The 21363-nt window shown below is 40.6% G+C and carries 14 protein-coding genes; 7 read left to right on the plus strand and 7 right to left on the minus strand.

Translation table 11 applies throughout. The features are described from left to right. Window positions 1–118: 118 nt before the first annotated feature. On the plus strand, window positions 119–478 hold the full coding sequence (locus DK924_RS08355) for a helix-turn-helix domain-containing protein (RefSeq protein WP_010392830.1): 360 nt from the start codon (window positions 119–121) through the stop codon (window positions 476–478). Between the two features lie 39 nt (window positions 479–517). On the opposite strand, the gene DK924_RS08360 is transcribed toward DK924_RS08355, so the two are convergent. After that, window positions 518–2011 (minus strand): acetyl-CoA hydrolase/transferase family protein, encoded by a 1494-nt coding sequence (locus DK924_RS08360; protein WP_109874856.1) that lies wholly within the window; start codon window positions 2009–2011, stop codon window positions 518–520. A gap of 387 nt (window positions 2012–2398) precedes the next feature. Here DK924_RS08360 and DK924_RS08365 point away from each other — a divergent pair, with 387 nt between their 5' ends. Continuing rightward, complete coding sequence (locus DK924_RS08365) at window positions 2399–2995, plus strand: hypothetical protein (protein WP_054200650.1); 597 nt, start codon at window positions 2399–2401, stop codon at window positions 2993–2995. Window positions 2996–3042: 47 nt separating this feature from the next. Here DK924_RS08365 and DK924_RS08370 read toward each other — a convergent pair whose 3' ends face one another. Then, window positions 3043–3594 (minus strand): flavodoxin family protein, encoded by a 552-nt coding sequence (locus DK924_RS08370; RefSeq protein WP_010392837.1) that lies wholly within the window; start codon window positions 3592–3594, stop codon window positions 3043–3045. Between the two features lie 111 nt (window positions 3595–3705). Then, entirely contained in the window at window positions 3706–5406 is a 1701-nt protein-coding gene (locus tag DK924_RS08375; protein WP_109874857.1) for a cyanophycinase, read from the minus strand. A 352-nt stretch (window positions 5407–5758) separates the two neighbouring features. Between DK924_RS08375 and DK924_RS08380 the strand changes: the two genes are divergently transcribed. The 3 genes from DK924_RS08380 to iadA all read left to right on the plus strand — a co-directional run bounded on the left by DK924_RS08380 (window position 5759) and on the right by iadA (window position 11410). Next, the gene (locus tag DK924_RS08380) at window positions 5759–8686 is read left to right on the plus strand and encodes a TonB-dependent receptor domain-containing protein (RefSeq protein WP_109874858.1); all 2928 of its coding nucleotides are present in this window, start codon (window positions 5759–5761) and stop codon (window positions 8684–8686) included. Window positions 8687–8827: 141 nt separating this feature from the next. Beyond that, a complete protein-coding gene (gene yfcC / locus DK924_RS08385) occupies window positions 8828–10231 on the plus strand; it encodes a putative basic amino acid antiporter YfcC (RefSeq protein ID WP_109874859.1) in 1404 nt (467 codons plus the stop codon). 12 nt (window positions 10232–10243) lie between these two features. Continuing rightward, window positions 10244–11410, plus strand: coding sequence for a beta-aspartyl-peptidase (gene iadA / locus DK924_RS08390; protein ID WP_109874860.1), 1167 nt, complete (start codon window positions 10244–10246; stop codon window positions 11408–11410). A 50-nt stretch (window positions 11411–11460) separates the two neighbouring features. Here the strand turns inward: iadA and DK924_RS08395 are convergent, their stop codons facing one another. Genes DK924_RS08395 through DK924_RS08405 form a run of 3 tightly spaced genes read right to left on the minus strand, consistent with a single transcriptional unit; the run spans window position 11461 to window position 15871 of the window. Beyond that, entirely contained in the window at window positions 11461–11766 is a 306-nt protein-coding gene (locus DK924_RS08395; RefSeq protein WP_010392847.1) for a DUF3240 family protein, read from the minus strand. Next, window positions 11759–14830 carry an efflux RND transporter permease subunit gene (locus DK924_RS08400; protein ID WP_109874861.1) on the minus strand — a complete coding sequence of 1024 codons (3072 nt, stop codon included), beginning with the start codon at window positions 14828–14830 and terminating at the stop codon, window positions 11759–11761. The genes DK924_RS08395 and DK924_RS08400 overlap by 8 nt, the downstream gene beginning before the upstream one ends. Beyond that, window positions 14831–15871, minus strand: a complete 1041-nt coding sequence (locus tag DK924_RS08405; protein WP_258306436.1) for a hypothetical protein — start codon at window positions 15869–15871, stop codon at window positions 14831–14833. Between the two features lie 194 nt (window positions 15872–16065). Here DK924_RS08405 and DK924_RS08410 point away from each other — a divergent pair, with 194 nt between their 5' ends. Next, complete coding sequence (locus DK924_RS08410) at window positions 16066–16593, plus strand: LuxR C-terminal-related transcriptional regulator (protein ID WP_109874863.1); 528 nt, start codon at window positions 16066–16068, stop codon at window positions 16591–16593. A gap of 321 nt (window positions 16594–16914) precedes the next feature. On the opposite strand, the gene DK924_RS08415 is transcribed toward DK924_RS08410, so the two are convergent. Continuing rightward, window positions 16915–19818 (minus strand): TonB-dependent siderophore receptor, encoded by a 2904-nt coding sequence (locus DK924_RS08415; RefSeq protein ID WP_109874864.1) that lies wholly within the window; start codon window positions 19816–19818, stop codon window positions 16915–16917. A 610-nt stretch (window positions 19819–20428) separates the two neighbouring features. Between DK924_RS08415 and DK924_RS08420 the strand changes: the two genes are divergently transcribed. After that, window positions 20429–21343 (plus strand): M14 family metallocarboxypeptidase, encoded by a 915-nt coding sequence (locus tag DK924_RS08420; RefSeq protein WP_109874865.1) that lies wholly within the window; start codon window positions 20429–20431, stop codon window positions 21341–21343. Window positions 21344–21363: the final 20 nt, after the last annotated feature.

The raw sequence follows: 21363 nt of genomic DNA on the forward strand, positions 1-21363 counted from the left end.
ATCTCTCCAAAAATAGTACAAAAATTGGTCTTTACTTTAATGTGGTATATAATAGTTACCTGAAGAATAGATTCAATTAGTATACTTTTAGTAACCACCCTATTTTAGAGGTTAAATTTTGGAAAGCTCTATAGAAACAGATAGTAAGGGAAGAAAAAAAGTTTTAAATGCCTGCTTAGAACCTTGTGCTATTGAAAAAGGAATGCGCTTAATTGGCGGGAAGTGGACAAGCTCTATTATTTATCACTTAAAAGATGAACCTGTTCGCTTTAATGATCTAACTCGAATGTTAGGTGGAGCGAGCAAAAAAATGATAGATCAACGTTTAAAAGAGTTAGAGGCCAATAAGATGGTTTTAAGGACGGTGATCAGCACTAGACCTATTGCTGTCACCTACGAGCTCACTGAGTTTGGGCGCTCTGCACTAGGAATTCTTCACGATCTTAGGGTTTGGTCTGAGTCTAATATTTTAGACTAATTACAAAATAAAAACCCCGCAGATGCGGGGTTTTATGTATTAGCTTTGCTTCATTGTGCCTTGTTGCTCAAGGCGGGTATGCCAGCTGAATGCCTCTTCTAAAATATGAGGCGTATGACCGCCACGAACACATGCACGCTCGTAGTAGTCAAGCATGGCGTTGCGATAATCTGGGTGTACACAGTGCTTAATGACTTCAATTGCACGTTCGCGTGGTGCTAAACCACGTAAATCAGCTAGGCCTTGCTCAGTTACTAAAATATCAACATCGTGCTCAGTATGATCAACATGGCTTACCATAGGCACAACACTTGAAATAGCGCCACCTTTGGCAATTGATTTAGTTACAAACACCGATACATGCGCATTACGTGCAAAGTCGCCTGAACCACCAATACCGTTCATCATTTTAGTACCACACACATGGGTTGAGTTAACGTTGCCATATATATCAAACTCAAGTGCGGTGTTAATCGCAATAATACCTAAACGACGCACAATTTCAGGGTGGTTCGACATTTCTTGTGGACGAAGTATTAGCTTATCACGATACTTTTCAAGGTTATTAAATACTTGTGAGTTACAACGCTCTGATAAAATAATTGAACACCCTGATGCAAAATTAAGTTTACCCGCATCAATTAAATCAAAGGTAGAATCTTGTAGTACCTCTGAATACATAGTGAGGTCTTTAAAATCAGAGTCTAATAAACCCATCATTACTGCGTTGGCAATGTTACCTATACCGGCTTGTAATGGGCCTAGGTTTTCAGGCATACGCTCTTGTGCTACTTCTTCTTTAAAAAAGTTCACTAAGTGACGTGCAATAGAGGCTGTATCTGCATCTGGGTCGGTAACGGTTGAAAATGAGTCACTTTGATTGGTAAATACAATACCCACAATTTTAGCCGGATCAATTGGAATTGCAGTACTACCAATGCGGTCATCTACTTTCACTAGCGGCACTGGCGTACGTGTAGGACGATAAGATGGAATATAAATGTCGTGCAGCCCTTCAAGCTCTGGCTGGTGTAACATATTAATTTCTACAATTACCTGTTTGGCAAAAATAGCAAAGCTGGCTGAATTGCCCACTGACGTTGTAGGTACTATGTGGCCTTCTTCGGTAATAGCAACGGCTTCAATGACCGCTACATCAGGCATCGTTAACTGATGATTACGTAGCTGTTCAACGGTTTCAGATAAATGCTGGTCAATAAACATGACCTCACCGTTGTTAATCGCTTTACGTAATGTGCTGTCTACTTGAAATGGCATACGACGCGCTAACGCACCTGATTCAGTTAGTAGCTTATCTAAGTCGTTTCCTAATGACGCGCCCGTCATTAGGTTAATTTTCATTGGGTTTTCACGCACTCGCTCTGCAAGCGCACGTGGTACAGCTTTCGCTTCACCGGCACGAGTAAAACCACTCATACCCACGGTCATACCGTCTTTAATAAATAAACTGGCCTGCTCTGCAGACATTACTTTGTTGTGTAAGTCGCTACGACGAATTCGTTCTAATTGCATTTGGAACCCCTTAAACCCCATTTTTATTTGGCGCTATTCTAAGTATTTCCTTATGCTTCGTAAGCTAGACCTAAGTCTCATTTACGCATTGTTGATATAAAAACATCGCGAAGCGTTTTAATTTTGTACACTTTATTACTTAACTTATTGGTGATAATAAGGTTAAAATACTAAAAAACGCATACAACTATTTAACTCACTGAGTTTAGAAATAAACAAAAACAATTAAAATCAACAGCTTAAAATTTCAATCAGGAAGGTTGAAATTTTTAATTGTATAAAAATTTAGCCGCGCTATGCGGAGCTTACAAAATAATAAACTGTTCATTCATTGGGCAGTAACCTTGTGAGGAATAGAATCCACAATTTAGGTATTAAGGAAAATACATGGATTTGTCTGACGAAGAAATTAACTTTTTATCTGGCTTATTTGAACCTAGTCAAAGTAGTGCATTAATCAATGAAACAAAGTTAACAGTACAAGCATCAATACCAGATGGTATTGCGCATTTACTTGGTCAAGCTAAATTAACCTTATTAGCAGAAGTAGCCCACTACCAACTATGGTTCCCACTTCAATTTAAAACCGATGAATTAGGCCATTTCAGTACTGTATTAGAAGCCCCCGAAGTAATTGACACTAAAGGTATTCAGCGCAGCTGGCGGTTGAGCGAATTAAATATCCAAAGCCAAGGTTTTTGCATTGAATCTATATCTAGCACAGGGATATTTTTAAAACCCACATCAGTACACAGTGAACTTGATGAGTTGCAGAATATGCAATTTATTTTACCCAACGAAGCGGCGATATCATTAGATATAGAACCGGTTAGGCAGAGTAAGTGTGGCATAGCAGCAAAAATTAAACACATTCACCATGGTAAAGAGCAGCTAAGAGCGTATTTATTTGAAGTTCATAAACGTCAATTTTCAAGCCTATACCAGCTAGAGCACAAACAACAAAAATTGGAATTATCAAACTAAAAAAGCCACACAATGTGGCTTTTTTAGTTTATTTTATCGAGTGACTTTTACTTTAAGCGTTTGGCTATATCAGCTACACGTTCGCCGTATAAACGGGCCGTTTCTAAATCGCCTGATGGAATAGCAGATTCATCTGCATCAGTAGGTGATTGCACTAATACGCCAACTGAACCGCCTAAGTTATTGATGTCTTGACGAGTTGATTCCAGTTTATTGGCCGGTGGTAACCCTAGGCTTACCCAAATTCCACCATGTTGCGAAGCCAATGTTTGCATACTAATTAGAGTGACTTGTTTATCGCCATTTAGGCTGCCGCTATTAGTAAACCCGCCAAATATTTTGTCTTTCCACCCCATGGTAAACCATACTTTAGAGGTAGCATCAACAAACTTTTTAAACTGCCAAGGATATGAGCCCATATAGGTAGGTGCACCAAAAATAATGGCATCTGCATTGTTTAATGCATCCCAATCGGTGTCTTTTATGTCGCCATTCTCATCGATTGCAATAAGCTGAGCGTTTGCTCCATCAGCTACAAATTCAGCCACTTTTTTGGTATGGCCATATCCCGAAAAATAAATAACCGCTACTTTACTCATGAACCTTCCTTTTGTTGTGATTTAATAAACACGCTTTAAATATAGTATGGCCGCTAAAGTTAAAATCAACTAAGCAGCGTGTTTAATTAAATTAGCTTGCGTGGCATTAAATTAAAAGGTACTCACTGCAATTTCTAAATTACTCACCGCACAGCCATACTGCGCAGCACTAATACGATGATATGCCGACTCAGGCGTGGTAGATAAACTAATAATAAACTCATCTTGCTGGCCAACAGCCGTTTGTTCTTGGCTAAGGCACATGGCTTGCGTTAAAGAGCGTAATTTGGCCTGCGTTAAAATACTGCCAAAACGCTGAACTGGTAAAGGCGGTATTTTAATTGCTGGTAATGCTTGGCTAATACTGCGCTGACTTAAGGTAAAATCGTTATTTTTAATATCAATCACACTGCCCACAGGCCAATAAGAGTAACTATAGGTTTTAGTTTTAGCCTGAGCTTGCCCTGTTGATTTAACCATCACTACACCATTTTTGCCAATTACGGTCATTAAATTGCCAGCTTCAGATTTAATCACCACTAAGGCTGTGGTTTCGTCTACACCAAAACCGAATGTCGGCTGATCTTGGTTTGCGCTTAAGTCGTCGAGCAAAGTGCCTAGTCTTAATGTACGGTTTCGCTCGCTAAAGTGTGTATCGAGTACACCGTAACTAAATGTGCCTAAACCCCCAAAGCGGTTGTAAGTTAAACTATCGCTGTTTGAGCGTTCACTTGGGGCATCAATGGCTTGTGCGCCTTCTTTCAATGCCGACAAGCTAGTGCCATTGGTGATCATCACCACATTCCCGGCGTGGGCTTGCCCACCACTTTGCACCGCGGTACCTGCACTTGTTCCAACAATAACAGGGCGAGACTGTAATGCTTTTGTCCAAGGGTAAGGCTGGTTATTTTCATCAAATAATACTTTTCGAGTTAGGCTTTGATCGCCACCATTAAACATCACACCGGTACTGTTTTTTATTAGCTCTACTAAAGCGTCGGTGCCTTTTTTACACAATTGATATTCAGCTTGTGTGCGATCAGGGTAAATATGTTCGCGTTGATATAGCCCCATTTCGGAGTGCCTAAGCGTGGTTAAATCATCACACTTGTTGGTGGTTATTGCTTTAGCAAGCGCAGGGGTTAATGCAAGCCATTGCGAATTTACATTAGGGAAGCTTAGTAATCCTTCATAAAAATCAGCAGATTCATAAGGGTCTCTGCTTGAGGCGGTAATGGCTAGCATACTCGGGTTAGTATCATTAACTTTTAAACTTCCCGATATAAACTGCAAAATCTCTGTCGCTGCCGATTCGCTATTAAGCGCAGTATTTACCTGCTCTTTTAGTCGCTTGTTGTCGCTTTTTATTTGAGCTACTTCAAGCATATCTATTACAAAATTGTATTCTTGATCCGATAAACTATTGAGCTGTTTGCTATCAATATCGCGCCACAACCATAACAACTCTTTTTTCGATAACGTGGGCGATGATTTAGCCTGCATTGTTGCTAAATTTTTAATAGTATTGTTTTTAGCTTGGCTATTTTCACTAGGCCACTGTTGCTTTATTTGACTAATTTTAGTGTGAGAGAGCGCAAATACATTATGCGTTTTACCCGAAATTTGAGTATTTTTTTCACAGTTTTTAGGGCTTAAACTGGCACATGTTGTGAGAGCCCCCCCCACTAACACGAGAGTTTGACTAGGCTCTTTTGCGCTTAACTGTAGCGAAAAAGCAATTAAAATTGAGTAAAAAGCGGTTATTATTCGCGATTTAACTAACCGCTTGTTTGGTAAATTTATTCGTTCCATTATGTTACACTCATGTAAAAAATTATAAGAAATAACTTGCGAGAGCGTCTCTCACTTGCTATAAAAAAAAGGAACTTTAAAACGCGAGTAAGCTAGCACCCATTTGCTAGCTTTGTCAAAAACCTTTTTGGAAAGAGAATTATGTTTAAAAAAGCAACATTGCTTACAACATATTTCTACTCACCACACTACCTTTCGGAGTGGTTTGACGAGTAGCCCACCACCTCACTAATTTCTGTGAGGGGCTCAGCGTGTCATTTCACCATTGCCCTGTCTAAAAACCATAATAATTAAAGCCTTAAGAAATATTAAACCTATTTCTGCGCGCTTAAAAAAGACAAAAGGTACTACAATGTTTCGTCAACTAACTATTGCGGCCACAGTAAGCGCTTTACTGAGCCCTGTCACTTGTGTGTATGCACAAGAAACTCAAACTGATACCAACATTGAACGAGTAGAAGTAACAGGATCTCGCTTAAAAGGCGTTGATCTGGAAGGCACTATTCCACTAACCGTGTTAGACCAAGATGCAATCAAACGCTCTGGTGCTAATACCATTCATGAATTACTCAAAGATTTATCTGTATTTAAAGGCGGAAGCGGTACATTTTCAACCTCTGAAAGTGGCGGTACGTCTACCTCAACACCAGCAGGTCAATCAGCAGCGAGCTTAAGAGGCATGGGGCCATCGGCAACGCTGACATTAATAAATGGGCGAAGAGTTGCGCCTAGTTCATTTGCTGCAGGTACTGAAAACTTTGTAGATGTGAATTCTATTCCTCTAGCGGCCATTGAACGTATTGATATTTTAGCCACCGGTGCATCAGCCGTTTATGGTGCCGATGCTGTAGCGGGTGTTATTAACTACATTTTAAAAGATGATTTTGAAGGCGCTGAAATCAATACTTCGTTTGCCGATAGCTTTGATCAACATGACGAAAGTAAAAAACAATTAAACTTAGTGTATGGTACAAAAATAGGCGAGAGTAACTTAACGGTATTTGCAGATATATACGACCGTAACGCTTTCAAAGCGACCGATCGTAATTACACGGCCTCTCCCTCTTTAGTGAATGGTTACTCCTATTTACCTAAGCTGGAGAACTCACCTAATATTTATTATTTCAGCAGCCGAGATGGTAACGAACTTCCATCACCAAACTGCAAAACCGAGTTAGTTACTACTGAATTTGATGAACAAATTTGTGCTTACTACCCTAATCAAGATGATTACCTAGAAACGCCATTTGAAAGCCTTTCAACCGGCTTTATGTTTAATAGTGAGCTTGGTGGTCTACAATGGCATACTGATTTTTTTTACAGTCAGACCAAGGCAAAAGCGTACTCATCGCCCTCACCTATTAACCAAATTAATGACGACGACGGCCCGTATGTTTTAGAAGACGCCTTATTTATTTACGATAATGCCGATGGTAGTAATGATTTATTAGATCAACTCTACATTGACCCATTTGATACCCAAAGTGGTCGAGAAGTGTATGGTTTTGCATTTGATGCGCGCTTTAATGCCCCAAGAACGGTGGAAGTAGAAACGAAAAACTTTCGCTTAGTAAGTAGCCTAAGTGGTGAAATTGGTGATTGGGGTTGGGAATCTGGTGTTACTCTTTCTCGCTCACGTTCAGAGCAAGAAGCGATTGCAGGGGTTTATAATCGTTACCAGTTTCATGGCGCGATCACCGGCGAGCTGTGTTCAGACGGTACGCTGGCAAGTTATGACGGTACTGACTTAAATTGTGCATCTGGGGAGTTGCTGCCTTTTTACAACCCTTTCCTTCAAGGCGACGCCGCTAATGATGCCGTTTTGGCAACAGCGCAAGCTCGCCCAACACGCAGTGGAGAAAGTACTGTTTACGGCTGGGATGCTAACTTTAATGGTGAACTATTTACCTTTAACGACCTACCAGCCTATGCCTCATTTGGGGTAGAAGCACGACGTGAAGAGCTAAGCGACATTCCTTCGCTTAATTCACAAGCTCAAGCAGACAAAGACTACCTTGTTGATGTATTTGGCTTTGGCTCTAGCTTATCAGAAGCCGATCGCACTCAATATGCCGCCTTTGCTGAATTAAGTATTTCACTGAGTGAGCAAATAGAGCTACAAGCAGCGGGTCGATACGATCATTACGATGATTTTGGTGGCACCTTTAATCCAAAAATAGGTTTGAGCTATCGCCCGACTGATTCGTTAGTTGTTCGTGGTTCATGGTCAACCTCGTTTAGAGCACCATCATTAACTCAAGCTGGCGTTAAATTAAGAACCACGCAATCTACTTTTGACTGTGGTGCCAACCAAGCTGTAGCCGATTTATACTGTATGGGTGATGGCACCCAAGTGAGTGTTAATTCGTTAGAGTTAGGTAACCCTAATCTAAATGCAGAAGAATCTGAGGCTATCAGTGTTGGCTTTGCATGGAGTCCCTCGGCTAATACTAATTTAACCCTTGATTATTGGCAGTTTGATCACGAAGAAGTAATCGATACCAACATGACCGCAGTGCTCGACCGCGCCATAACCGATGCGTCACTTCGTCACTGTGGCATTGTACCACCGGGCGAGCAAGGCATATCGTACGATGAAGCATTATGTGATGTCACCGACAACAGTGGTTTAAACATAGAGCAAGACGGCGCTAATTTAACTGAGATTTTAAGCAGTTATATAGATGAATTTAACCCACGTGATGACGAGCTATTTTTACCGCTGTTTCGCGATCATGCAATCCCACTTGAAAACACTGGGTCACAAACACTAGCTGGCATAGACTTTAAGTTTGACCATAGGTTTGTATTACCAAGCGGCGATTTGACCTTTGCGTTTGACGGTACTCATTACCTTGAGTTTGAACGTAATAAACCGGGGTCTGACTCGTTAGAGAAGTTGGTAGGAACTTATCGTTATCCTGAAAATGTTGCGCGTATGTCAATAGATTGGGAAGCGCAAAATTACTACCTTAACTTAGGTGCAAACTACACCAGCAGCTACGAAGATGATATAGAAGGCCTGCGTGGTCGTGAAATTGATGAGCTAGATTCGCTTGGCGTATTAGACTCAAAAGGTGAGCATCAGGTTGATGACTGGCTCGTTTGGGATTTATCAGCGGGTTTTTATGTTAATAAATCGCTGACTTTGCGCGCGCGCATCAATAATATTTTTGATAAAGAGCCACCCACTCTTTATGGCTCAAGCCGTGGCTTTGATTCAATTAATCATAATGCCCTAGGTGCTAATTATAAATTAAGTATTAGCTACCGTTTTTAACCACTTAGCCGCAAAGCAAACGCTTTGCGGCCTTCCTTTTATTACTGGTCATGGCTACAGTGACACTGCCTATTAAGTGCTAAAGTACGTTTAAGCGTTTATTTACGCATCAACACAATGACCTTTTATTAAAGTGAAATTATGAAACAAAAACAATTTTCTATGCCAGATGCAAGCATCATTTTGCTGTGTGTGGCAGTGGTTGCCTATATGGCCACGGTATTTATTACCCCTGGGGTATTTAATGCAGAATCTGGTAGCCACACTGTGCAGCTTTCACAATATCAAGCCGTTAACGACCAACAATCACCACCTGTTTTTGCACAAGGTGGCGACATTGGTTTAGCAAATGTATTGTTTGAAGGCTTAGTGTCGGGTGATAAATATGGTGCAGCTATTGGCGTAATGGCGTTTATTTTAATCACTGGCGGTGCCTTTGGCATTATTATGAAAACCGGCGCGATTAATAACGGCATTATGGCACTTATTAATAAAACCAAGCGGGTTGAATGGCTGTTTATTCCCTTACTGTTTTTACTATTTTCGTTAGGCGGCGCGGTATTTGGGATGGGCGAAGAGGCTATTGCATTTTGTATTGTGCTGCTCCCTATTATGCAACAACTTGGCTACGACGCTAAAGTCACTGTCCTTACAACTTACGTGGCCACGCAAATAGGCTTTGCCACCTCATGGATGAACCCTTTTAGCATTGCTATAGCGCAATCGATAGCTGAAATCCCAGTATTTTCTGGTGCGGGCTTTCGTATGTTAGCGTGGGCTTGTTTTACCCTTGTAGGCCTCGTGTTTACAATGCGCTATGCAAAACGGATAAAAACACAATCCCAAAAAACGGGTGATCAGCCAACGATTAAACTCAGCCTAGCCGATGCACTCACATTATTAGTGTTTGTATTGGGCATAGCCTGGGTTGTATGGGGGGTGATGGCGCGCCAATATTATATTCCTGAGCTTGCTGCACAGTTTTTTTGTATTGGCCTTATCAGTGCAATAATTGCCATCGTGTTTAAAAAGCTAACCGCGAATGAGTGCGCGGAAGCGTTTAAACACGGTGCACAAGAATTATTGCCAGCGGCGTTATTAGTCGCACTGGCTAAAGGCATTGTATTACTATTAGGCGGTAGTGATTTAACCACTCCCTCAACTCTCAACACCCTGCTTTATTACTGTGCAAGTAGCATAGCCAGTGTGCCAGATTACATTGCAGCTTGGGGAATGCTGGTGTTTCAAAGTGTATTTAACTTTTTTGTTTCATCGGGTTCAGGCCAAGCTGCCATCACTATGCCGCTGATGTCTCCACTTGGCGATTTGCTCAATGTATCAAGGCAAATTGTAGTATTGGCCTTTCAATTAGGCGATGGATTAACCAACATTTTAATTCCCACCTCAGCTAGTTTAATTGGTTGTTTAGGTGTGGTGAAATTAGATTGGGGAGAATGGGCTGCGTTTATTTGGCGCTTTGCTCTAGCACTTTTTGTATTAGCAAGCGGCTTTATATTTCTTGCTTACTTTATTAATTATCAATAAAAAGAATTTGTTATGTTAACTTTAATTCAAGGTGCAAACGTTTATGCACCTACCTACCTAGGCACACAAGATGTTTTAATTGGCGGTGGTAAAATCATTGCTATTGACGAAAATATAATCCTCGACAGCAGTGTACTCGTCAAACGAATTGACGGTAAAAATAAGCTTGTTACGCCGGGGTTTGTTGACTCGTTAGTGCATATTACCGGTGGCGGTGGCGAAGCTGGATTTGCCAGCCGTACCCCTGAAATGAACCTAACCGATGCAACCCTATCGGGCACTACCACAGTGGTGGGCGCACTGGGTACCGACTCAAGCTCACGTACGCTTACCAATTTGATTGCCAAAGCAAAAGGCCTAAAAGAGCAAGGGCTGAATGTATTTTGCCATACCGGTTCGTATCATTTACCCGCTAAAACTCTTACTCGCTCAATCACTGACGACATCATGTATATAGAGGAGTTTATAGGTGTTGGCGAAGTGGCTATTTCTGATCATCGCAGTAGCCAACCTACGGTCCAGCAATTGGCAGAATTGGCAGCCGAGGCCAAAGTAGCCGGTATGCTCAGTGGTAAAAAAGGCACTGTAAGTATTCACGTCGGCCCTGTTGATAGTCACTTGAGTATTTTGCATCAGGTGGCTCAGCAAAGTGATATTAAGCTTAAACAGTTTTATCCTACGCATATGAACCGTAATAAAGGACTTCTTGATGCCGGTATTCACTTTTGTGATCAAGGCGGTACTATCGACTTTACCACCAGCACCACCGACTACGATTTAGCACATGGTGAATATGCAGCAGCCCATGCCCTTGCCTACTGCTTAGAACAAGGCGTAGCACCAAATCAACTCACTATGAGCTCAGATGGCCATGCTAGTTTACCTATTTTTGATAAAGACTTTAATTTATTAGGGCTTGAGGTGGGCAAAGAGGCATCCCTACTGAGTTCGTTTCAGCAAGCAGTCAAAGAATATAACGTCCCTATAGAGCAGGCTTTAATGAGCATAACCAGTAACCCTGCCGATATTTTAGGACTTGATAAAGGCCGCCTTAAAGCAACAAGCGACGCGGATGTTGTCCTTCTTGATAAAGAGACCTTAACCCCTGAGTATGTATGGGCTAACGGCACTTTAATGGTGCAAAACACCCATGCAGTCATAAAAGGAGTGTTCGAGTAACACGCAATGCTGCTGAGAATGCTCAGCAGCATAAAATGCTAGATACTGAGTTATCCTAAGTGCCCACTTTCATAAATTGGGGTTACCCAATATTTTAACGGCGTGTACTTACAAACAGGACTTAGCGCCGTTTTTACTATGGCAAGTTCTGATAATAAAATATGCACCTCAAATTGATAAAAACTGCGATGCCCTTCTACTTGCTCGGCAATATCAAACTCGCTGTGCTCTTTGCTATAGCCTTGAATTTTTTTTAAGTTAAAGCCGGTTATACAGTCTATGCCTATTAATATATCAACTACGTCATCTTTTATATTTGTGGGTGCATTTAGGGTAAAAAGTAACTGTTCAGCCATGTTTCTTCTCCAACCAACCATAAAAGATAGGTAATAAATAAAGTGTTGTAATAGTGGAGGTAATTAACCCGCCAATAACTACGATAGCTAATGGCTTTTGTATTTCAGCCCCTGGACCTGTTGCAAACACCAACGGCAATAAACCAAACATAGCGGTTGTCGCGGTCATTAATACAGGGCGTAGCCGCCTACTAGCACCATCTAAAATGCACTGCGTTACATTTGCAGCAAACATTTTAGTTTGTTCAAAATAGCTGATCATCACAATCGCATTAAGTACGGCTACCCCCAATAGGGCAACAAACCCTACCGATGCAGGCACCGATAAATATTCATTACTAATATACAAAGCAATCACCCCGCCCATCAGCGCAAACGGGATATTGGCAATAATCAGCATTGATTTAGATAGCGATTTAAAGGTAGTAAATAAAATAATAAATATTAATATTAACGCCACAGGAATGAGTACTAATAAATTTTGCGTTGCGCGTTGCTGACTTTCAAACTCGCCACCAAAAGATAAAGTAAATCCACTGGGTAACTTTATATTACTGCTAATTTTAGCTTTAAGTTCATTCACGTAACTCACCACATCACGGTTATCTACGTTAACGCTAACTGAGGCAAAGCGCTTAGCCTTTTCGCGCTCTATTAACAATGGCCCTGTTTTAAAACCAATACTAGCAACGTCTTCAAGCGGCATTAAGCTATTATCTGGCATTAAAATAAGACTGTTTTTGAGCGCTTGAATAGAAGATAAATCCACTAATTGGTTTTTAGCTGTAGCACCATTAAATACAATCGGAATAACGCGATTGCCCTCTTGCAACGTAGATACCTGTAATCCCTCAAGCTGAGACTTTAGATACTCACTTAATGTTTGCGTTGTTAAACCAAATTGGCTCGCAACTTCAGCGTTAAGCTTAATATTAACGTATTTGCCCCCTTCAATAAGCGCCATTTGCACATCACTTGCCCCCTCAATACGATTTGCAAGCGCAGTGATTTTTTCTGCAAGCGATGACAAGGTTGCAATGTCGTTACCAAACACTTTAATTGAAATATCGCCAGTGCCACCAGTTAGCATTTCTGATACACGCATTTGAATAGGTTGAGTAAAGCCAATATTAACACCTGGAAATTGCGCAAGCGTTTGGCGAATATGCTCTATTAGTTGCGCTTTTGTAGCAAAGCGCCATTGCTCTTTTGGTGCTAGCTCCATAAACACATCGGTTTCGTTTAATCCCATAGGATCAAGCCCCAGTTCATCCGATCCAGTGCGCGCGACAATTTGCACTATTTCAGGAGTGTTTTTTAATAAGGTGGCTTCAATTTGCTTGTCTATATCAAGGGAAGCCTGTAGTGAAATACTGGGAGATTTTTCAAGTTGAACAATAATGTCGCCTTCATCTAGCACTGGCATAAAGCTTTTACCAAGTCCCTGAAATAACACGCCACTGAGGATCAGTACCATTATTGAAGTAACACTTATTAGCATTGGCTTTTTAATCGCCTCAGCAAGGGTTTTACTATAAAAGCCTTGTAACAACGTCACCATTTTAGGCTGTTTAACGGGTTCATTTTTCAACAATAGCGAGGCTAAAATAGGAATAACTGTAAGCGATAACAATAGTGCACTTAACATAGCAAATACGATAGTGAGCGCTACAGGGGTAAATAATTTCCCCTCAAGCCCGGTGAGCATTAACAGTGGTGAAAATACAATAATAATAATGATAGTGCCTGAAAAAACCGGTGCAGCAACCTCTTTACAGGCGCGATAAATAACATGTAGCCTAGGTAAATGTTGATTATTAGCCAGCCGATTTAAAATATTTTCAACAATCACAACCGATGAATCCACCAGCATACCAATTGCTATCACTAAGCCCCCTAAGCTCATTAGATTGGCTGATAAATTAAACTGTTTCATCATAATGAAAGTTAACAGCGCCGACATAGGTAATGATAACGACACCACTAAAGAGGAGCGAATATCCCCTAAAAACAACGCCAATAATACAATTACTAAAATGATAGCTTGGCCTAATACGCCGGTAATTGTGCTAATTGCGGTGTTAATAAGATTAGAACGATCGTAAAACACGTTTATGCTGGTACCTTGCGGCAGTGAGGCTTCGATTTGGCGCAGTTTACTTTTTACCTCTGTCACCACTTGCGCTGTGTTACTATTTTTAAGCGCAATAATTAACCCTTGCACAGCTTCTTCGCTATTTTTAGTCACTGCTCCATAACGAGTTAAACTTCCGACATCAACATTGGCCACATCGCTTAAGCGGATCACTTTATTTTGTGTTGATTTAACGACTGTATTTTTGATGGCCTCTAAATCGCTATATTTACCCTCAGTACGCAAAATTAACGTATCGTTGCCTTTTTCTAAGCGCCCTATGCCACCATTTTGATTGGTTTGCACTATCGCCTCTCGCAGTTGTAAAAAGCTAACTTGATGCTGCTGCATTAATAAGTTGTTGGGGGCGATAGCAAACGTTTTTGCATACCCGCCTAAGCTATTTACATCGGCTACGCCACTCACGGTTCTTAGTAATGGGCGTATTTGCCAATCAAGTAACTCTCTTTTTTCAATCAGCGATAAATTAGGGCTTTCTATGGTAAACATAAACACTTCAGACAGCGGCGTACTCATTGGTGCCATACCACCACTAATATTGGCAGGTAAGCTAGGTAAAATATTTAACAGCCGCTCGTTTACCTGTTGGCGCGCCCAGTAAATGTCAGTACCTTGTTTAAAGTCAATGGTAATATCGGTAATCGAATACTTGGTGGTAGAGCGCAGCATTTGCTGAGCAGGAATGCCCAGTAGTTCGGTTTCAATAATGCGCGTTACTTGGGATTCAATTTCAAGGGCGTTCATACCCGGTAATTTATAAACAATTTTTACTTGAGTAGGCGATATTTCAGGAAATGCATCCACCGGAATACTCAACCACGAGCGAGCCCCTATAACCATCGCAATAATGGCAAAAATACTAACAAACAATCGCTGCGTTAGTGAAAACTTAATAAGCAGGTTCAACATTTATTCTCTCCCTAAATGCAACAGCATTCCCTGCAATGCACTTACTGAGCTAATTAATACTTGTCGGTTATTTAAGGGGATATTGGCGCTAAAAATAAAATCTTGATTACGTGAACCAATTAACTGTACAGGCACAAACTCAAGATGTTCGTCAGCTTTAATGGCAATATAATTGGTATTTTCAAACTCAAATAGTGCCGATTTAGCAACGCTGTAACCCGTTATTTTTTTAACCGGAACCGCTTTAATACTCTGCCCTATAGTTAAGTTACATTGTGCAGAGCTTGGTGATGCCCAAATAGTTTGATGGTACTTATTAGCAATACTGTCTACGCTTTTAATAGTGAGTTGGCACTGATCAGAAACCCTAAAATAAGACACTCCTTTGCCCAAACTAATAGGAACAGTAAACTTAACCTCAATACTGTTAGGGTCGAGGATGTCGAATGCTCGTTCACCTAACATACGATTTGCCGCTTGAGTAGGAAATTGCAATATCCCTGCTTTTGGGCTGATCAAACTTACGTTTGCTTGTTCATCAATCTGCAGGTAGCTCATTTGGTGATTTAAATGTTCAAAACTTAGTTTGGCTGCATAGTAGCTTTGCGTAATAGTGACCCACTCAGAGCTTCTAATAATTTTATTTTTAAGGTGCACCTTGTTTATATCATAATGGCTCTTAGCTACATTAAGCATGTCTTTTGCTGATTGGTAAGTGTCTAAAAAGTGCTGGACGTCACTACCTTGAATGGTTGCCACAATAGCGCCTTTTTTTAAATGACTCCCATTAGCGTATAAATAATTAATTTGCGCGACATCAAATGCAAACAATACCGTGTAATTAACACCCGGCTTATAACTTACTTGCCCCATTACACTTTGAGCATCAATAAAGTCAGTAGCATGAGTGGTGGCAAACTGAGTATCAAACCCGCTTAACTCGCTAATCGGAATGGGAGCAAGCGTTTGCGCGGCTGACACACGGCTAATAGTTAAACAGGTCAGCACAGCAATAAATAATAACGCGTTAGAGTGTTGCACAAAATTACATCGTATTTTTGTATAATTTAACTGCATTTGGTTTGTCCGCATGTGATTAATTTTATAGAATAACCATGCCCTTTTTACGGGGTTACCGCATCAGGCATACGCCTTAACATGCCAATAAACCTTAATTTTTGTATCACAGTACATATGTCCATTGTAAATTTAACTTACTGATAATAGAGACTTTAATGAGAGATAAAATAATTGCAGCAACACTATTGATGATCATGGTGTTAAATTTTTTTGACGTGATCATGGATTTAAAATTAGGAGTGCCGCAGTGGCATATTTTTACTGAGAGTTTAATTGTGGTTATTTCTGGCTTAGGTGCTCTGTATTTAATTAAAGATATTAACGCACGAACCAAAAAAATTAATAACCTCAAGCGCGAGTTAAACAACTCTGTGACTCAGCTAAACAATATATCGCAGGAAATGAAAGACGCGCGCCATCAATACAGTGGTATTATACAAACTCAATTTTCTCAGTGGACACTCACTCGTAGCGAGCAGGAAGTAGCTATGCTATTACTCAAAGGGCTTAGCTTTAAAGAAATTAGCGCGCTTAGAAGCACTAAAGAAAAAACAGTACGCCAACAAGCTTCAGATATATATAGTAAAGCGGATGTAGAGGGCAGACATGAGTTTGCCGCATGGTTTTTAGAAGACTTTATGCAACAAAGGCACTATCCGCATTCAAGCTCAGCCATTAACTAATGCAGTGACTAACGCATATACTTGCGCGCTATTTTAGTCAGCATTAAAGTGGCAGCTAAATTTCGCCATTATGACTCAGGACTTTAAAGCTCAAGGCCATATTTTAGAAAATAGTAATTACGTTGTATTAGTAGTTAATTATATCGTTACAGAAACGATTATGTTTTTAATAAAAATGGGCCCAATTACAGCAAAGCCTCAATCTGATTTAGACTAATAATGACGCAATTTTTAACAATACTCGTTTTTGAAAGTTACTTTTACCTATAAAAAAACGCCTTAGCTTAATAAACTAAGGCGTTTTAGTGTTATACGCTTAAATTAAAAAGTATATTTTGCACCTAAAGATAGGCGGCGTCCTTTAACATCGAAAAATTCTCCATCGTCGTAAGTGAACGGGTTACGTGGTGGTTCACGGTCAAATATATTGTTAACACCAACACGTAACTGTAGCTCATCCATTAGATAAGTTTTGTACATGAAATCAAATGTTGTGTAAGACGGGATATCATTGTAGTTGTTATCTTCAATGGTCCAGTCGTTATCATTAACAGTTGCATGACGATAGTTCATGGTTAGCACATACGCTGAGTCATCATGAGAATAAACGGCATTAAAACGGCCCTTCCAACGAGGTGAAGCTATTTCGCCTACATCAGTTCTAAAATCTTCAGCACGGCCTGTAGAGTTATTGTTGTCCTCTATTAGGTAAGTTGCTGTTAGTTTCAATGCTAAGTCACCAGAGAACAACTCAGTGCGGTATGCAGATTCAACATCTACGCCTTTTTTGTTAATAACTGCGGCATTTATAGGACGAGTAAAGAAGTTTTCAATTTCACCCGTTTCTTTATTACGCACAACGTTACTGCAGAAAGGATTATCTAAAGATGACGATTCATAACAAAGCTCAACACTGTTACGGCCAAAGTATTCAATAGCGCCTTCTACTTCGAATGACCAGTAATCAAGCGTTATATCTAGCCCTTCCACGAACTCAGGTGTATAAATTAAGCCAATGGTGTAATCGTTAGATGTTTCATTTTCAAGGTTTTGGTTACCTTGAATATAGCCTGGCAAGCTCCCACCTGAAAGCCATTCATCTGATGGCATCCAGCCTTCAGGAAGCCCTGCGGCTTGGCAGTTTTTGATTACATTATCTTTATATTTACTGCCTGATTCAGCGATAGAGTCAGCTCTACATACATCCGCGCGACCTGAGCTAAACGTTTTTGAGTTAGGCGTGAATAAATCCCCTAGGTTGGGAGCGCGTACTGATTTAGAACGGTTTAAGCGTATACGTAACTCATCAGTTACACCCCAGTTTAGGGCTAATTTCCAGGCATTATCTTCACCCGTTACCGAGTAATCCATGTAACGAAATGCTGTTTCAAGGGTTAAATCCGTTGTTAGGAAGGTTTCTTCTAATAATGGAATTGAAATTTCAGCTGAGAGCTCATTTACATCAATCTCACCATCCATTGGAAGGCTTGAATTACCAAAAATTAAGCCTTTTTGCATATTTTCAGACGGTGTAATAGTTGCTGACTCACGGCGGTGCTCAGCGGTAAATGCAGCTGCAACATAACCGGCAGGTAGCTCAAATAAGGCGCCATCTACAGTAACAGCAAACACGGCTTGATCGTGTTGTGCAAAGCGCGTTGCATCAGTCGCTATATAGTCTAACTGTGCTTGTGTTGCCGAAGTCGCGCCCATTGTGTTAAATGGTGTACAACCAGAGATAGCCCCAATAACTTCGCCGTCTGCATTACGCTTAGCACATACTACATTGCCTTGGTATTCAACGGCATCAATAGAGTTAGCCAAGTTTTGCGTTAATACTTCGCCAGTCCAAAGAGTATCTTGCTCGATGCGACCAAATTGTGCGTAAGCAGAGTAGCCCCAGTCATCACTTAATATACCTTCAGCGCCTATTGAAGTACGGAATACTTCACGCTCTTGGTTATATGCACGATCGCCCCATAAGTTTTCGTTAGCTTGGCGAAGTGTGACTGATGTCAGCCCATTGTCGTCCATTACTTTAGCCATATCGCTTTTTATAAATGCATTGTCGCGACGTATTGTATGGCGGAAGAAGGCTGGAGAGCTCTCTGTGGTTGCATCAGTTTTTGAATAAGTAAAGTCAAAAGTAAGTGCATGGTCGTCATTAAGTTCATAAGTACCATACGCTGAAGCAATCATACGCTCTAGTGGCGTTTGAAAGTACTCTTTATAGCCGTGGCCAAAAACACCATCGCCTTGATTTTGACCATCTTGGAAGTAGCCTGTAGCGTCTCGCCCAACTCCTGGGTTTGGAATACGACCTAAACCATAGTCAAACGGTTTTAGGTTACCATTTGCATCAAAAGTGTAGTGGTGATTGTCATAGCCGTTATCAACAAAGGCGTCTTTGGTAAAAAAGTCACCACCTTCTGAGTAGTAAGCAAGGCCAGTTGGTTGACCTAAAACAACACGTGAAGGGATACCGTCGTCACCACTTGTATTTGCAGGGTTTGCGAATGAGTTCACAGGGTTACGGTAAAAATCACGGCTCAGCTTGCCATAGCTTTTGTTTTCTGTGTAATTAAATGAAGCAATAAAAGAGAGTTTATCGCCTTCCATACCACCTGTAATTGAGAAGTTGTTTTGCTCGCCGCCACTTTGCTCTGGACGTACAGTAGAAACATCAAGTTCAATCCCATCCATTGATTTTTTAGTAATGATATTTACAACACCCGCTACAGCATCTGCACCGTAAACGGCTGCAGCACCACCTGTAGCAATCTCGATACGCTCAATCATTGTGGTAGGAATGTTGTTTAAATCAACTGCAGTGTCACCCACAGAACCAGGCACAAAGCGACGGCCATTAACAAGCACTAATGTACGCTCTGATCCCAAACCACGAAGATCGGTTGTGTTAAGACCTGACGCATAAATAGTGTTAGTCGTTGTTTCTGGTGATAGGCCAACCGTAGCTTGTGGCATTTCTGCAAGCAAATCATTAACGTTAGTAATACCTTGGTTTTCCATCTCAACACCGCTGATCACAGTCACAGGCGTTGGCGAGGTTAGGTTAAAGCGCTTGATTTTTGAACCAGTCACTTGAATGCGTTCAACTGGTTTAGCATCTGCTGTTGACTGAGCGAATGCACTCGATGCGCCAATAGCACCTGTTACAAGTACTGTATTAACTGCTGCTGCGATAAGATTTCTTTTTTTCAACATAACACCTTTCTTTTTACAGAGTGACTTAGTTTGTGATCTCTGCTAGTTAGCCTGAGGAAAAGTTACTTTTGCTAAGCCATTATTTACATGAACGTTAAATATATGCCTTACAATGTAACCAAATGTAATTTATCAGCATTTTTAACACAGGAATAAAGTTGAGTCTCACCAGCCAACAATGTGTCAAATGTTAAAGATAAGTTTTTTATGTTTTTTTTATGAATAATTATTGGTAACGCGCTAATTTAAAATGATTTTTTTTGTAAAAATAGATTTACGAACCCAGCATTAACGTAAACACCATCAAAAAAAACAAGCCAAATTAACCTCTTGATAATATTATATAAATATAAAAGCTTTATTTTTGATCAATAATGTTAAAAACGCTCAAAAACTAGCGTTCACTTTTTGTGCGCTTGGTTCTTTTTAGGGAACTTTATTTAGAGGGCTTACTTTTAATGGTTAATTAAACCTCGATGCGCGCACTTTTTAACCGGGCGTTTCTTCGTTAACAACATCGTTTATAGCAAAATCGAGTTTGATACTTGCACTCGTATTTTTTAGCAATTTAGGTATAGTTGCTGCAATATTTTAATAAATCGGATTTTACATGACTCACTCTACTTATCCTATTGGCACACCCGGCAAGCAATGGAATCACGAGGATAAAGCGCATTGGCTGGCATGCCAAAGTATCAAGCGAAGCTATCAACAAGAAGTCGTAACATTAATTGATGAACTTAGAAGCACTCTAGAAGTACAGCAATACGGTGAGCTTAATTATGCCGCAGGTAGCTACCCTTTGTACGCGTTAAAAACCACTAATTTTGATACAAACAAAGCCACTGTTTTAATTACTGGCGGCGTACATGGCTACGAAACCAGTGGTGTTCATGGCGCTTTAAGATTCGCTAAAACATTGGCAAATAAGTACGCTGAGCACTTTAATATTGTAATTACCCCCTGTATTAGCCCATGGGGTTATGAAACGATTAATCGTTGGAACCCAGATGCGGTAGACCCTAACCGCTCTTTTTATCAGGGCAGCCCAGCACAAGAATCAGCGGCAGTAATGAACTATGTACAATCTTTAAATACTGATTTGATCGCGCATATAGATTTACATGAAACAACAGATTCTGATAACAGTGAATTTAGACCTGCACTTGCAGCTCGTGAAGGCAAAGTAAACACCAATTGGAATATTCCAGATGGCTTTTATTTAGTGGCTGATAGCAACAAACCAGAGCCTGCTTTTCAAAAAGCAATTATTGAACATGTTGAAAAAGTAACGCATATTGCACCTAGCGATGAAAATCAGCAATTAATTGGTGTACCACAAGCGCAATTTGGGGTAATTAATTACGCGGCCCGTGATTTAGGCCTATGCATGGGATTTTCTGAAGCTGCGTATGTCACCACCACTGAAGTATATCCAGACAGTGCAACGGCTAACCCTGAAGAGTGTATATTAGCGCAAGTTGCTGCAATTTCAGGTGCCTTAGACTACATTATTAATAAGTGACCAATGCAGTAGATAATGAA

Source organism: Pseudoalteromonas sp. meg-B1, assembly GCF_003173795.1.
Classification (GTDB): Bacteria; Pseudomonadota; Gammaproteobacteria; order Enterobacterales; family Alteromonadaceae; genus Pseudoalteromonas; species Pseudoalteromonas undina.